This is a genomic window from Rhodoferax sp. XS2R6 (assembly GCF_056521365.1).
The window spans coordinates 1,168,167-1,183,493 of the sequence record NZ_JBWMAY010000001.1 but is presented as its reverse complement, the minus strand read 5'-3'; the positions used below and the strand labels follow the sequence as shown (position 1 = coordinate 1,183,493).

The 15,327-nt window shown below is 62.7% G+C and carries 10 protein-coding genes; all 10 read left to right on the top strand.

Annotated features, from left to right (window positions below):
• Window position 1: 1 nt before the first annotated feature.
• Complete coding sequence (locus AC097A_RS05685) at window positions 2–781, top strand: enoyl-CoA hydratase/isomerase family protein (RefSeq protein WP_479620080.1); 780 nt, start codon at window positions 2–4, stop codon at window positions 779–781.
• 18 nt (window positions 782–799) lie between these two features.
• A complete protein-coding gene (locus AC097A_RS05680; protein WP_479620079.1) occupies window positions 800–2,824 on the top strand; it encodes an acetyl/propionyl/methylcrotonyl-CoA carboxylase subunit alpha in 2,025 nt (674 codons plus the stop codon).
• Window positions 2,825–2,868: 44 nt separating this feature from the next.
• Window positions 2,869–3,798, top strand: a complete 930-nt coding sequence (locus AC097A_RS05675; RefSeq protein WP_479620078.1) for a 2-hydroxyacid dehydrogenase — start codon at window positions 2,869–2,871, stop codon at window positions 3,796–3,798.
• Window positions 3,799–3,833: 35 nt separating this feature from the next.
• Complete coding sequence (locus tag AC097A_RS05670) at window positions 3,834–4,742, top strand: hydroxymethylglutaryl-CoA lyase (RefSeq protein ID WP_315496057.1); 909 nt, start codon at window positions 3,834–3,836, stop codon at window positions 4,740–4,742.
• Between the two features lie 23 nt (window positions 4,743–4,765).
• A complete protein-coding gene (locus tag AC097A_RS05665; RefSeq protein WP_479620077.1) occupies window positions 4,766–5,518 on the top strand; it encodes a YbaK/EbsC family protein in 753 nt (250 codons plus the stop codon).
• A 24-nt stretch (window positions 5,519–5,542) separates the two neighbouring features.
• A complete protein-coding gene (locus tag AC097A_RS05660; RefSeq protein WP_479620076.1) occupies window positions 5,543–6,199 on the top strand; it encodes a 2-hydroxychromene-2-carboxylate isomerase in 657 nt (218 codons plus the stop codon).
• Window positions 6,200–6,367: 168 nt separating this feature from the next.
• Window positions 6,368–8,023: an MFS transporter gene (locus AC097A_RS05655; RefSeq protein WP_479620075.1), complete on the top strand. Its 1,656-nt coding sequence runs from the start codon at window positions 6,368–6,370 to the stop codon at window positions 8,021–8,023.
• A gap of 95 nt (window positions 8,024–8,118) precedes the next feature.
• Window positions 8,119–8,310: a hypothetical protein gene (locus AC097A_RS05650; protein WP_105261355.1), complete on the top strand. Its 192-nt coding sequence runs from the start codon at window positions 8,119–8,121 to the stop codon at window positions 8,308–8,310.
• 71 nt (window positions 8,311–8,381) lie between these two features.
• Entirely contained in the window at window positions 8,382–8,864 is a 483-nt protein-coding gene (locus AC097A_RS05645) for a hypothetical protein (RefSeq protein WP_315478930.1), read from the top strand.
• Window positions 8,865–8,964: 100 nt separating this feature from the next.
• Entirely contained in the window at window positions 8,965–15,294 is a 6,330-nt protein-coding gene (uvrA, locus tag AC097A_RS05640; RefSeq protein ID WP_479620074.1) for an excinuclease ABC subunit UvrA, read from the top strand.
• Window positions 15,295–15,327 lie beyond the last annotated feature (33 nt).

The window sequence follows — 15,327 nt, the reverse complement described above, 5'->3', positions numbered from 1 at the left end:
CATGACTGCTTTGACCCTGACCCACACCGGCGCGCTGCTCACCATCACGCTGAACCGCCCCGAGGTGCGCAACGCCTTCAACGACGAGGTAATAACCGAGCTAACCCAGGCCTTCCAGACCGCCGCAGCGAGTGCCGAGACGCGCGCCGTGGTGCTGGCGGCCGAGGGGCCGGCCTTCTGCGCGGGTGCCGACCTGAACTGGATGCGCCGCATGGCCGACTACACGCGTGCCGAGAACCTGGCGGATGCCGCCAAGCTGGCCGAGATGCTGCGCGTGATGTACGCCTGCCCCAAGCCCACCATCGCGCGCATCCAGGGCGATGTGGTGGCCGGTGGCATGGGCCTGGTAGCGGCTTGCGACATGGCGGTGGCCGTGGACACGGCAGGCTTTTGCCTGAGCGAGGTGAAGCTGGGCTTGATCCCCGCCACCATCAGTCCCTATGTGATTCGCGCCATGGGCGCGCGTGCCGCGCACCGCTACTTTTTGACGGCGGAGCGCTTCAGCGCGCAGGAGGCGCACCGCATCGGCTTTGTGCACGAGGTGGTGCCGGCCGAGCAGCTGGACGCCAAGGTGGCCGAGCTGGTCAAGGCCCTGGTCAACGCCAGCCCGAATGCCGTGCGCAGCTGCAAGGAGCTGGTGCAGACCGTGGCGGCGCGCGAGATTGATGGCGCGCTGATGGCCCACACGGTGGAAGGCATTGCCGATATCCGCAGCAGCAGCGAAGGCAAGGAGGGTGTGCAGTCCTTCCTGCAAAAACGCAAGCCGAACTGGCTGGTCTGAGTTCCCGAGGAAATCAATATGTTCACCAAAATTCTGATCGCCAATCGTGGAGAAATTGCCTGCAGAGTTGCGGCCACCGCAGCGCGTATGGCCATCAAAACCGTCGCCGTGTATTCCGATGCGGATGCCTCTGCCAAACACGTGGCCGCCTGTGACGAAGCCGTGCACATTGGCGGCAGCGCGCCCAAGGACAGCTACCTGCGCTGGGAAAAAATCATTGCCGCGGCGCAGGCCACCGGTGCGCAGGCCATCCACCCCGGTTACGGTTTCCTGAGCGAGAACGAAGAGTTCGCCCAGGCATGCGCCCAGGCGGGGCTGGTGTTCATCGGCCCGCCCGCATCGGCCATTCTGGCCATGGGGCTGAAGGCCGAGTCCAAGCAGCTCATGGAAAAAGCGGGCGTGCCGCTGGTGCCTGGCTACCACGGCAAGGACCAAGACCCCGCGCTGCTGCAGCGCGAGGCGGACCGCATTGGCTACCCCGTGCTGATCAAGGCCAGCGCCGGCGGTGGCGGCAAGGGCATGCGCGCGGTAGACAAGGCTGAGGACTTTGCGGCCGCGCTGGCGTCTTGCAAGCGCGAGGCCATCAATAGCTTTGGCGATGATGCGGTGCTGATCGAGAAGTATGTGCAGCGCCCGCGCCATATCGAGATCCAGGTGTTTGGCGACACGTTGGGCAACTACGTGTACCTGTTCGAGCGCGACTGCTCGGTGCAGCGCCGCCACCAGAAAGTGCTGGAAGAGGCGCCCGCGCCCGGCATGACCGAAGCCTTCCGCCAGCAGATGGGCGAGGCGGCGGTGGCTGCAGCCCGTGCGGTGAATTACGTGGGCGCCGGTACTGTCGAATTCATCGTCGAGCAAAAGCCCGATGGCAGCATGACCTTCTTCTTCATGGAGATGAACACGCGCCTGCAGGTGGAGCACCCGGTGACCGAAGCCATCACCGGGCAAGACCTGGTGGAGTGGCAACTGCGCGTGGCATCGGGCGAGCTGCTGCCGCTGCAACAGCACGAGCTCAAGATCCAGGGCCACGCGATTGAGGCGCGCATCTGTGCCGAGAACCCCGACAACAACTTCCTGCCTGCCACCGGCACGCTGCAGGTCTACGGCCTGCCCGCGCATGTGACGTTTGAGCGCGCCAGCCATGGCACACGCGTGGATTCCGGTGTGCGCCAGGGCGACACCATCAGCCCCTTCTACGACTCCATGGTGGCCAAGCTCATCGTGCACGGCTCCACACGTGAGGAAGCTTTGGCGCGCATGGATGCGGCGCTGGCGCAAACCCATATCGTGGGGCTGGCGACCAATGTGCAGTTTTTGCGCCATGTGACCACCAGCGCGTCGTTTGCCCAGGCGAATCTGGACACGGCGCTGATTCCGCGCGAAGCCGCGGCACTCTTTCACCAGGACAAGCTGGGCCTGCCGCTGGCCGCCGCCGCCCTGGTCGCGCACACGCTGCAGTCCGAACGGGACCACGGCGCGCAGACCGATGCGGCGGGCTGGCGTGACCCCTGGGCGCAGCGCGACGGCTGGCGCTCGCATGGCCCCTCGGTGCGTGGGTTTGCAATGGAATACGCCGGACAGTCCCACACCGCGGTGCTGACCACGGTGCGCGGCAGCTACACACTGGCCGTGGCGGGGCAAACCCTGCCGTTGCAATGGGCTGTAGACGCCCATGGCGCATTGGACCTGCAGCTGGGAGCGCAGCGTGTCGTGGCCAATATTTATCGAAATGGCGATGTAGACCACGTATTCACTGCGCAAGGTGCTATACAAATCGTAGCAATTGACGCGCTGGCCCATGCCGGAGAAACCCATGCCGAGGGTGGCCGCCTGACGGCGCCCATGCCGGGCAAGGTGGTGTCGTTTGCCGTGAAGGCGGGTGACGCGGTGACCAAGGGCCAGGCGCTGGCCGTGATGGAAGCCATGAAGATGGAGCACACCATTGCCGCGCCGGCTGACGGCACCGTGGCCGAACTGCTGTTTGCGCCCGGCGACCAGGTGACCGAGGGGGCCGAACTGCTGCGCCTGGACGTGGCCGCCTGAGCCGGGGCCACGGAGGGGCTTTGCAAAGCGGCGAAAATCCCCCCATGCCTTCTTTGAACGTTACCTACTACTCGGCCGACATGGATGCGGCCTCCTGGATTCCCGGCCTGCAAGCGGCCTTGCCCGGTGCCTCGGTCACCCTGTGGGAGCCCGGCGCGCCGCAGGCAGATTTCGCCGTGGTGTGGAAACCGCCTCAGCAACTGCTGGACGAGCAGGCTGGCCTGAAAGCCATCTTCAACACTGGCGCGGGCGTGGATGCGCTCATGAAGCTGAACCTGCCGAAAGGCGTGCCCGTGATCCGCCTGGACGATGCAGGCATGTCGGTGCAGATGGCGGAGTACGTGTGCCACGCCATCATTCGCCACTTCCGTGAACTCGATGGGTACGAGGCCGACATGGGCCAGGGCAAGTGGTCCTTCCGCAAGCCGCGCAGCCGCGTGGACTATCCCGTGGGCGTGCTGGGTCTGGGGGTGCTGGGCGAGCGTGTGGCCAAGGCGGTGGCGCAGTTCGACTTTCCCGTGAATGGCTGGAGCCGTTCGCCCAAGGCCGTGCCCGGCATCCAGAGCTTTGCGGGCGAAGACCAGTTGGACGCCTTTTTGGCGGCTAGCCGTTTTGTGGTGTGCCTGCTGCCGCTTACCCCCGACACTGAAAACCTGCTGAATGCCCAGCGCCTGGCCAAGATCCGTCTGGGTGGTTATGTCATCAACGTGGCGCGTGGCGCCCATGTGGTGGATGCCGATCTGCTGGCCGCCATAGCCAACGGCCACCTGGCCGGTGCCACGCTGGATGTGTTCCGCGTGGAGCCACTGCCGCAAGGCCATGCCTTCTGGAACCACCCCAAGATCACCGTGACCCCCCATACCTCCGCCCGCACGCTGCGCAGCGAAAGCATTGCGCAGATCGCCAGCAAGATTGGCGCGCTGCAGCGCGGTGACGCCGTCGCGGGCCGCGTGGATGCGGCGCGCGGCTACTGAGCCGCAAGGCGCCGAAACAAGACGAAAGACACACCATGGCCATTCCCAGCAAAGTCAAAATCATCGATGTGGGCCCGCGCGACGGCCTGCAGAACGAAAAGGAGCCTGTACCGGCCGCCGTCAAGGTGGAACTGGTGCACCGCCTGCAGGACGCGGGCCTCAAGGAGATTGAGGTCACCAGCTTTGTCAGCCCCAAGTGGGTGCCGCAGATGGCCGACAACGCCGAGGTGATGGCGGGCATCCAGCGCAAGCCCGGCGTGCGCTACTCGGTGCTGACGCCCAACATGAAGGGCTACGAGGCGGCGGTGCTGTCCAAGCCCGACGAGATCGTGGTGTTTGGCGCGGCCAGCGAGGCCTTCAGCCAGAAGAACATCAACTGCTCGATTGAAGAAAGCATTGAGCGCTTCCGCCCCGTGGCGCAGGCGGCCAAGGCAGCGGGCATTGCGGTGCGCGGCGCCATCTCGTGTGCCGTGGGCTGCCCGTATGAGGGGGAGATTGCGCCCGAACGTGTGGCGCTGGTGGCGCGACTCATGAAGGACATTGGCGTAGAGCATGTGGGCGTGGCCGACACCATTGGCGTGGGCACGCCGCTCAAGGTGCAGCGCGCGCTGGACGCCACGCTGCAGTACTACAGCGTGGACGAAGTGTCGGGCCACTTCCACGACACCTATGGCATGGCACTGGCCAACACGCTGGCCTGCCTGGAGATGGGCATCTGGCATTACGACACCTCGTCGGCCGGCCTGGGCGGCTGCCCGTATGCCAAGGGCGCCACGGGCAATGTGGCGACAGAGGACGTGGTCTACCTGCTGCACGGTATGGGTATCGAGACCGGCATTGACCTGGACAAGCTCATCGACGCGGGCAAGTTCATCAGCGACTTCCTGCAGCGCAAGCCGCATTCCCGCGCGGCCAATGCGCTACTGACCAAGCGACTGGGATAAACAACACGATGTGTGGAGCTGAATTGACTGAGTTACCTGAAGGCGTGCAGCGCGTTGCGGCTGTGCTGCAAGAGAAAAATCACCCCCATGGCCCGGTGATGCTGGACGGCGCTGCGCGCACCGCGCAGCAGGCCGCCGATGCGCTGGGCGTGGCCGTGGGCCAGATTGCCAAGAGCATCATCTTCAAGCGCATTGAGGACGGTGTGGCGGTGCTGGTCGTCACCTCCGGCGATCGCCGTGTGGACGAGGCCAAGGTGGCGGCGCTGGTAGGGCCGTTGGGCCGGGCCAATGCAGCCTTCGTGAAAGAGCGCACCGGCTTCAGCATCGGTGGGGTGAGCCCGGTGGCGCATGCCATGCCGGGTGTCACGCTGATTGACCAGGAGCTGTTTCGTTTTGACGAGGTGTGGGCGGCAGCCGGCCACCCGCATGGGGTGTTCAAGCTGCACCCGCAGCACTTGGTGGCGCTCACCGGCGCACCGGTGGCGGACGTGGTGGAGGCGCCGGACGCCGAGAGCGAGCTGGACCTGCTGGTGCGTCAAAATGCTATGAAAATGCTAGCTGCTCGCGCATTATCTGTGGGCGCTGTGGCCGAAAACGTGCCTAGTCCTTGTGTCAATGTCTGCCGCATGAACACCGGTAGTGGACTGTGCGAGGGCTGCTTCCGCACCATCGACGAGATCCGCGAATGGGGCCGTAGCGACGATGCGGGCAAGACAGTGATGTGGGGCCACATCACGCAGCGCCTGCGCGAAACCCACCCCGAGGCCTTTGCCTGAACCTTCTGCCGTCCGAGGCCCGCCATGCACCAGATCACCTTCTACCTGGACTTCATCTCGCCCTACGCCTACCTGGCGTTTGAAGAACTGCCACGCGCACTGCAGGGCCTGAGCTACCAAGTGCACTACAAGCCTGTGTTTCTGGGTGGCCTGCTCAAACACAACGCGGTGCTGGGCCCGGCCGAGGTGCCGCCCAAGCGCCATTGGATTTACCGCCATGTGCAGTGGCTGGCCCAGCGCAACGGTGTGGCGCTGGACTTTCCGGCGGTGCACCCCTTCAACCCGCTGGGCTTGTTGCGCCTAGCCGTGGCCACCGATGCGCAGGGCCAGCCCAACCGTTATGTCTGTGAAACCCTGTTCCGCCACGTGTGGGTGGGCGGGGCCGATGCGGGTGATGCACAACGCCTGGCCACAGTTGCCCAAGACCTAGCGCCCGTGCAAGACCCGGGTAGCGATGCCGTGAAGGCCCAACTCAAAACCCATGCCGAGGAGGCGATTGCGCGTGAGGTGTTTGGTGTGCCCAGTTTCGAGGTGGATGGCAAAGTGTTTTGGGGGCTGGATGCGCTGCCCATGCTGCGCGCCTACCTGGAGGGCGACGCCAGCTTGGTAGGCAGCGACGCTGACACGCGCTGGAACCGCGTGCAAGGCTGGCCATCGGGTATACCCTTGCGCTCAGCCTGAGTTGTCGTCATGTGAAATGGCGTTTAAGGGTTAGACCTTAAACCGTCAGAGGCGAGTCAGTTTCGCGCAAGCCAGCGTTGGTTTCGTGTCAGAGCAGGGTCAGTGCCCCCTCCAAGAATACGGTCAACCTCCATGTCGGAGGTGCTACAACGATTGGAGACACACACTATGGCAACAGCAGCCCCACGGCCGATGTCTGCGGAAGAGAAGAAAGTTATCTTCGCTTCCTCACTCGGCACCGTTTTTGAGTGGTACGACTTCTACCTGTACGGTTCTTTGGCAGCCATCATTGCCAAGCAGTTCTTCAGCGGTCTGGACGAAGGCTCCGCCTTCATCTTTGCCTTGCTGGCGTTTGCTGCAGGTTTCATCGTGCGTCCCTTCGGTGCCATTTTCTTCGGCCGTCTGGGCGACATGATCGGTCGCAAGTACACCTTCCTGGTGACCATTCTGATCATGGGTTTGTCCACGTTCATCGTGGGTATCTTGCCTACCTACGCCTCCATTGGTGTGGCGGCTCCCGTCATCTTGATCATCCTGCGTTTGCTGCAAGGCTTGGCACTGGGTGGTGAGTACGGCGGCGCTGCTACCTACGTGGCGGAGCATGCTCCCCACGGCAAGCGTGGTGCCTACACCTCCTGGATTCAGACCACAGCCACTTTGGGCTTGTTCCTGTCCTTGATGGTGATTCTGGGTACCCGCACCATCATTGGTGAAGCTGCGTTTGCCGATTGGGGCTGGCGCGTGCCGTTCATCGTGTCCATTCTGTTGTTGGCCGTGTCGGTTTACATCCGTTTGAGCATGAACGAGTCGCCCGCTTTCGCCAAGATGAAGGCGGAAGGCAAGACCTCCAAGGCTCCTTTGTCCGAATCCTTCGGCCAGTGGAAAAACCTGAAGATCGTGATCTTGGCCCTGGTCGGTTTGACCGCTGGTCAAGCCGTAGTTTGGTACTCCGGCCAGTTCTATGCCCTGTTCTTCCTGACGCAAGCGCTCAAGGTGGACGGTGCAACCGCCAACATCATGGTGGCTATCTCCCTGATCATCGGCACACCGTTCTTCATCTTGTTCGGCTCGCTGTCTGACAAGATTGGCCGCAAGCCCATCATCTTGGCTGGCTGCTTGTTGGCTGCGTTGACCTACTTCCCCGTGTTCGAAGCGCTGACTAAAGCTGCCAACCCTGACCTGGCTGCTGCACAAGCTGCCAACAAGGTGGTGGTGACTGCGGATCCAGCCGAGTGCTCGTTCCAGTTCAACCCCACTGGTACCGTGAAGTTCACCAGCTCGTGCGATATCGCCAAGCAAGGTTTGGCCAGCCGTTCGGTGAGTTATGACAATGCTGTGGCTGCTGCTGGCACTCCTGCAAGCATTGCTGTGGGCGCTACCGTCATCACCGGTTACACCTCCAAGGGTTTGACCAAGGAAGAAGGCGCTGCCAAGGCTGCCGAGTTCAACAAGAACCTGAACGAAGCACTGAAGACCGCTGGCTACCCTGCCAAGGCTGACATGGCCAAGTTCGACAAGGTCAAGGTTGTCATCATCCTCACCTACCTGGTGATTCTGGTGACCATGGTGTACGGTCCTATTGCAGCCATGCTGGTGGAAATGTTCCCGACCCGCATCCGTTACACCTCCATGAGCTTGCCTTACCACATTGGTAACGGTTGGTTCGGCGGCTTGCTGCCCACTACGGCTTTCGCCATCGTGGCCCAGACCGGCAACATGTACAACGGCCTGTGGTACCCCATCATCATTGCGGCTGCGACCGTGGTGATTGGCGGCTTGTTCGTCAAGGAAACCAAGGACGTGGACATCTACGCCAACGACTAAGCGAGTCGAGTCAATTTGAGTTAACGCCCCGGCCAAGTTGGTCGGGGCAATTTCCAGGCTCTCCTTGTGGGGGCCTTTTTTTTGAAAGAAGTGGTATGTGGAAAATTGCTGTGGGTTTTGCCGTATTTGCAGGTTTGGCGCTGTTTATCTTGAGCAAGGGCGGTGACATCGACATGGGTGGTGAAAAGCATGGCGCAGAAGCCCTGCACACCGAGGCGCCTGCGGCGGCTGCATCGGCCCCCGTTGCCGCACCTGCGCCTGCCGCAGCGGCCAGTGAAGCCAAATAGTAGGGTTAACGTGATGTTGCAGGCAGCATGAAAACGCTGCCAGGGCAGGGTGCTCGCCCTAAAATGCCCGCATGAAATACATCAAAACAGAAGCAGGGCAGCAGGCGTTCAAAGAACGCTCGCCGCTCTTTTCTGCACGCCAGCGGTCCACCTTCATCTTGTTCGACGGTAACAAGACGCTAGACCAGGTCCTGGCCGCCACGGGCGGCATGGGGGTGACGGCAGAGGATGTAGATCACATGGTGGAGCAGGGCTTCTTGGCCTTGGTTGCCGGCTCTGCAGCTGTGCCTGGCCCTGTGGCCTCGGCAGAGGCTGTGCAGCAGGCTGAGGATGCCGCCCAACCCCCCAGTAACCGCACGCCCCAAGAGCGGTATGCCGATGCCAAACCTATTGCCACCAAGCTAACTGCCAGCTTGGGTTTGCGTGGCTTTCGCCTGAACCTGTCGGTGGAAGCTGCCGCCGGGTTTGACGATTTGCTGATCCTGTTGCCCAAGATCCAGGAAGCCGTTGGCAGCAAAGTGGCCCGGGAATTGGAGCGCGCCCTTAAAGGCTAGCCTCCTCGCGCCGCGGCCCGGCGCAAAATTGCCCTCACGCCTCAGTTTCGGCCATGGGGCTGCCTAGAATGTCTCTCCTCCTCCAGAAGAGCATTCACTTATGTCCCAGGGAACCATCCGCATTCGCGGAGCGCGGCAACACAACCTCAAGAACCTTGACCTGGATATTCGCACCGGCGAACTGACCGTGGTGACCGGGCCCAGCGGCTCGGGCAAGTCCAGCCTGGTGTTTGACACGCTGTACGCCGAAGGCCAGCGCCGCTACGTGGAAACCTTTAGCGCCTACGCGCGCCAGTTTCTGGACCGCATGGACAAACCCGCCGTGGACAAGGTGGAGGGCGTGCCCCCGGCCATCGCCATCGACCAGACCAACCCCGTGCGCTCCAGCCGCTCCACCGTGGGCACGATGACGGAGCTCAACGACCACCTGAAGCTGCTGTTTTCCCGTGCGGGTAATTTGTTCGACAAGGACACCGCGCTGCCGGTGCAGCACGACACCCCTGAGACAATTTATGCCGAGCTAGTGCGTCGCGCGGCCGAAGCTTTGGGACCGCGTTTGGTCTTAACTTTTCCTGTGGAGTTGCCAGCGAGTACCACACAGGACGAAGTGACCCAGTGGCTCAGCGCCAGTGGTTTCACGCGGGTGCAAGCGGAGCGTGAGGTGGCCACGGTCAGCGGCCCCCGCAAGGTGCTCGACGTGGTGGCAGACCGGTTCCGCATCGACGGTGTGGAGAAGGCCCGCGTGCTGGAAGCCATCGAAGTAGCCTTGAAACGTGGCAGCGGTCGCCTCAACGTTTATGTGCTAAATGAGGCTCTATCGCCCGTGGATACTGCGCAAGCAGCTCCTGAAACTGTAGCAAATGTCGCGCCCACGCTGTGGCGCTTCTCCACCGGCCTGCATTGCCCGCAGAGTGATCTGCGCTACACGGACCCGATTGCGTCCATGTTCAGCTTCAACTCTGCCGTGGGCGCCTGCGAGGCCTGCCGCGGCTTTGGCCGCGTGGTCGGAGTGGACTATGGGCTGGTGATTCCCAATGACAAGCTGACTCTGCGCGCCGGTGCGGTCAAACCCATGCAGACCCCCGCCTGGCAAGAGTGCCAGGACGACCTGATGCGCCACGCCGAGGCCGCTGGCGTTCCGCGCGACACGCCTTGGTACAAGCTGACCGAGGAACAGAAGAACTGGGTCTACAAGGGCTCGCCCAACTGGAATGGCAAGTGGAACCAGCACTGGTTTGGCGTGGACCGTTTCTTTGAGTACCTGGAGAGCAAGGCCTACAAGATGCACATCCGTGTGCTCTTGTCCAAATACCGCAGCTACACGCCGTGTGGCACCTGTGGCGGAGCGCGGCTGAAGACCGAGAGCCTGCTGTGGCGCATTGGAACGAAGGAACAAGCCGATGCCGTGTTGCCTCCGTCCAAACGTTTCATGCCGCAAGGTGTGAAGTGGACACGTGATCAATTGGAGGCGCTACCGGGCTTGTGTTTGCACGACATGATGCTGATGTCGCTGGACAAGTTGAAGCGGTTTTTTGATTCGCTGCAGTTGCAGTTGGATGTTGCTGCCGCCCCCAGCCAGGCTGAGGGCAGGGAAGCGTCGGGTGCCGACATTGCAGTTGCGCAGCAAATGCGTGAGGCGCCCGGCGCTTCCCTGCCTTCAGCCCCGCCGGAGAAAAACACCGCCTCCGAGGCCGAGCAGAAGACGCTGAAGTTGCTGTTCGAAGAGGTGGGGACGCGCCTCAAATACCTGTGCGACGTGGGCATTGGCTACCTTACGCTGGACCGCCAGAGCCGCACGTTGTCGGGTGGCGAGGTGCAGCGTATCAACCTCACCACCGCGCTTGGCACCTCGCTGGTCAACACCCTGTTTGTGCTCGATGAGCCCAGCATTGGCCTGCACCCGCGCGACATGAATCGCATCATCGTGGCCATGCAGCGCCTGCGCGATGCGGGCAACACGCTGGTGGTGGTGGAGCACGACCCGGCCGTGATGCTGGCCGCGGACCGCATGATCGACATGGGCCCCGGCCCGGGCGAGAAGGGCGGGCAGATTGTGTTTGACGGCACGACCGAAGCCCTGAAGAGCGCCGACACCATGACCGGCGCCTACCTGGGTGGCCGCAAGCAGGTGGGCATGGGCTTCAAGCGCATGGTGGCGCCCAACACGCTGCGCCTGATTCTGGAAGGCGTGACCGAGCACAACCTGAAAAACGTGTCGGTGGAGATTCCCTTGCAACGCCTGGTCTGCGTGACCGGGGTTTCAGGCTCGGGCAAGTCCACGCTGATTCAGGATGTGCTGGCGCCCGCGCTGCTTCGCCACTTTGGCAAGGCTACCGAGACACCGGGCGCGCATACGCGCCTGCTGGGTGCAGAGCAGCTCAGCGAGGTGGTGTTTGTGGACCAGTCGCCCATTGGCAAGACGGCACGCTCCAACCCCGTGAGTTATGTGGGTGCATGGGATGCGATCCGCGAGTTGTTTGCGGGCGCCGCCCTGTCCAAGGAGCGCAGCTACACGGCCAGCAAGTTCAGCTTCAACAGCGGCGATGGCCGCTGCCCCACCTGCGGCGGCTCGGGCTTTGAGCATGTGGAGATGCAGTTCCTGAGCGACGTGTACCTGCGTTGCCCGGACTGCGATGGCAAGCGTTACCGGCCCGAGATTCTGGAAGTCACCATTGAGCGCAAGGGCCGCCTTGTGAACGTGGCGGATGTGCTGGACCTGACGGTGAGCGAAGCGGCCGACCTGTTCAGCGCGGACCGCGATGTGATCCGTGTGTTGCAGCCCATTGTGGATGTGGGGCTGGAGTATGTGAAGCTGGGGCAACCCGTGCCTACGCTGTCGGGCGGTGAGGCACAGCGCCTCAAGCTGGCGGGCTTTTTGGCGGAGGCTGCCAAGGGCAAGAGCGCGAGTGCGCAGTTTTTGGCCAAGCGTGGGTCGCTGTTCATGCTGGATGAGCCCACCACCGGTCTGCACTTTGACGACATTGCCAAGCTGATGCGTGCGTTGCGCAAGCTGCTGGACGCCGGTCACTCGTTGGTGGTGATTGAGCACAACCTGGATGTGATTCGGGCGTCCGATTGGTTGATTGATTTGGGGCCTGAGGGTGGGGATGCCGGTGGTGAAGTGGTGGCTCATGGCACGCCGGAGGATGTGATGTTGCATGCCACATCGCACACGGGGCAGGCGTTGCGGGACTATGCGGCGGCTATGGGGGTGGTGCATGAGGTGCAGGAAGACCGGCCTGCTTATCTGGCGCTTGCTGCGGCGGACGGGCTTGCGCCCAGTGCCTCATACACTCGCTCCGCGATTGCAAAATCGGCCCAAGGCGCAAGCCCATCCACCTCCGGCGCGTTGCTCGCTGACGCATCGAATTCCATTCGTATCGTGAATGCGAAGGAACACAACCTCAAATCTTTGTCCGTGGATATTCCGCGCGGCAAGTTCAGTGTGGTGACTGGGGTGTCCGGTTCGGGAAAATCCACGTTGGCGTTTGACATCCTGTTCAACGAAGGCCAGCGTCGTTACCTGGAGTCGTTGAACGCTTACGCGCGCTCCATCGTGCAACCGGCCGGGCGACCCGAGGTGGATGCGGTGTATGGCATTCCGCCTACAGTGGCGATTGAGCAGCGGCTGTCGCGTGGTGGACGCAAGTCCACGGTGGGCACGACCACCGAGGTCTGGCACTTCTTACGCTTGCTGTACGTGAAGCTGGGCACGCAGCATTGCTACAAGGACGGTGCGGCGGTGGAGCCGCAATCGGCAGACAGCATTGCGGCGCAGTTACTGAAGAACTACCGCGGCCAACACATTGGCCTGTTGGCGCCGCTGGTGCAGGGGCGCAAGGGCGTTTACACCGAGCTGGCGGACTGGGCGCGGCCGCGGGGCTTTACGCATCTGCGTGTGGATGGCAACTTTCTGCCGACCACCAGCTTTCCGCGCATTGACCGATTCAAGGAACACAACATCGAGCTGCCGGTGGCGAGCTTGGACGTGACGCCATCCAATGAACTCGCGCTGCGCCAGGCGCTGGCTGATGCGCTCACGCATGGTAAGGGTGTGGTGTATGTGCTGAGCGAGATTGACGGGCTGCGCGAGGCCATGCTGGCCGGTACGCCGGCAGCGGGCATTGGCAAGGTACAGGTGTTTTCCACCAAGCGTGCCTGCCCGGTATGTTCCACCTCGTATGCCGAGCTGGATCCGCGTCTGTTCTCCTACAACAGCAAGCATGGCTGGTGTCCAGACTGCGTGGGCACGGGTGTGGCGCTGACCAAAGAGCAGCGCAAGGTGTTTGACGACTCCGTGAAGGACGATGACAACAAGGGCCGTGAGCAGACCTTTGCCGAGGCCGACATTGAAGACCTGCATGACGCGACTTGCCCGACCTGCAGCGGTACGCGCCTGAACGCCACCGCGCGCAACGTGAAGTTCGCTAACGTCGGTATCACCGACATTGCGCGCCTGAGCGTGACCGATGTGCGCAAGTGGGTGCAGACGCTGCAAGTGGCGGGCGGCATGACCACGCGCGAAGGCGATATCGCGCGCGACCTGGTGCCCGAAATCAAGAGCCGTCTGGAGTTTCTGGAAGAGGTGGGGCTGGGCTATCTGACGTTGGACCGGGGCGCGCCCACGCTGTCGGGTGGAGAGGCACAGCGCATCCGTTTGGCCGCGCAGCTGGGCAGCAATTTGCAAGGTGTGTGCTACGTGCTCGACGAACCCACCATTGGCTTGCATGCCCGCGACAACAAGATCTTGCTGGATGCTTTGCAGAGCTTGAGCGACAAGGGCAACACGCTGGTGGTGGTGGAGCATGACGAGGACACGATTCGCCATGCGGACCACATCATCGACATTGGCCCCAGCGCAGGCAAGCGCGGTGGGCGGTTGGTGGCGCAGGGGTCGATTGAGGACGTGCAGAACGCTCCCGAGTCGCAGACTGGGCGTTATTTGTTGCATGCGATGAAGCACCCTTTGGCGGCGCGGCGCGGGATGGTGTCTTATGCGGAGACCTTGGTGCTCGACGCGGCGGAAGCCGATGCGCCGGGTTCCTCATACGGGACCACGAAATCGTCACCCGGCGAAACGACTTCCGCCGCGGGAGTTGGCGCCAAGCCGGGTAAGAAACTCAGTGCGAAAGCTGCAAAGGCCGCGGTCGCTGCAGCACAAGTGAGCGCCAGCGAGACGGCAAACATCGAATTGGCAGAGCGAACGAAAGTAGCCGCCGAATACGCCGCGTTGGCAGACCGTCGCACCGCCCAAATGTCCGTCGCAGCAGCGGGTAGCCCTGGGGTGGGTGACGACATTGAGCTACGCGACGAGGAGCCCGCCCCAGGGCTACCCGCTGCGGGCCCAGCACTAACGCATAAACCAAAAATAGACTGGCTCACCGTCAACGGCGCCAACCTGCACAACCTGCAAACCGTCACCGCCCACGTGCCGTTGAAACGCCTGGTCGCCATCACCGGCGTCAGCGGCTCCGGCAAGTCCACGCTGGCGCGCGACGTGTTGCTTACCAACGTGCAGGTGGCCGTGCAAAAACGCAGCACCAAGGCAGGCCGTGATGCACTGGACGCGGGCGAAAAAATCCAGTGGACCGGCTGCGAAGGTGTGGAAGGTTTCGAGTCCGTGGACCGCGTGCTCGAAGTGGACCAAACCCCCATTGGCAAAACGCCGCGCAGCTGCCCCGCCACCTACATCGGTTTCTGGGACACCATTCGCAAACTGTTTGCCGATACGCTGGAGGCCAAGGCGCGCGGTTATGCGTCCAACCGCTTCAGCTTCAACACCGGCGAAGGCCGCTGCCCATCGTGCGAAGGGCAGGGCATACGCACCATCGGCATGAGCTTCCTGCCGGATGTGAAAGTGCTGTGCGAAACCTGCAAGGGCGCGCGCTTCAATCCCGAGACACTGGCCGTCACCTGGCGTGGCAAAAACATTGGTGATGTGCTGCAGATGGAAGTGGACGAAGCGGTGGACTTCTTCGCTGCCATGCCTGTCATCGCGCATCCGCTGCAACTGCTCAAGGACGTGGGCCTGGGCTACCTCACGCTGGGCCAACCCTCACCCACGCTGAGCGGTGGCGAGGCGCAGCGCATCAAGCTGGTCACAGAGCTCAGTAAGGTGCGCGATGACGTGGGCAAGCGCGGCAACAAGGTGCCGCACACACTCTACGTGCTGGATGAGCCCACCGTGGGCCTGCACATGGCCGATGTGGAAAAACTCATCCACGTGCTGCACCGCTTGGTCAATGGTGGCCACAGTGTGGTCGTCATTGAGCACGACCTGGACGTGATTGCCGAAGCCGACTGGGTCATCGACCTGGGCCCGGACGGTGGCAACGGTGGTGGCCGTGTGGTGGCTGCCACGACGCCCGAAGCGGTGGTGGCCTTGGGCACCCACACGGGCAAGGCGCTGGGGGCAGTGCTGGCGCGGTGACAGGGCGTAACACTTGGGTGCTGGACGAACCGT

Coding starts and splice junctions, on each gene's coding strand:
- AC097A_RS05650 (WP_105261355.1), top strand. CDS start 8,119: ATGTGGAAAATTGCTGTGGGTTTTGCCGTATTTGCAGGTTTGGCGCTG.
- uvrA (WP_479620074.1), top strand. CDS start 8,965: ATGTCCCAGGGAACCATCCGCATTCGCGGAGCGCGGCAACACAACCTC.
- AC097A_RS05675 (WP_479620078.1), top strand. CDS start 2,869: ATGCCTTCTTTGAACGTTACCTACTACTCGGCCGACATGGATGCGGCC.
- AC097A_RS05680 (WP_479620079.1), top strand. CDS start 800: ATGTTCACCAAAATTCTGATCGCCAATCGTGGAGAAATTGCCTGCAGA.
- AC097A_RS05685 (WP_479620080.1), top strand. CDS start 2: ATGACTGCTTTGACCCTGACCCACACCGGCGCGCTGCTCACCATCACG.
- AC097A_RS05670 (WP_315496057.1), top strand. CDS start 3,834: ATGGCCATTCCCAGCAAAGTCAAAATCATCGATGTGGGCCCGCGCGAC.
- AC097A_RS05660 (WP_479620076.1), top strand. CDS start 5,543: ATGCACCAGATCACCTTCTACCTGGACTTCATCTCGCCCTACGCCTAC.
- AC097A_RS05645 (WP_315478930.1), top strand. CDS start 8,382: ATGAAATACATCAAAACAGAAGCAGGGCAGCAGGCGTTCAAAGAACGC.
- AC097A_RS05655 (WP_479620075.1), top strand. CDS start 6,368: ATGGCAACAGCAGCCCCACGGCCGATGTCTGCGGAAGAGAAGAAAGTT.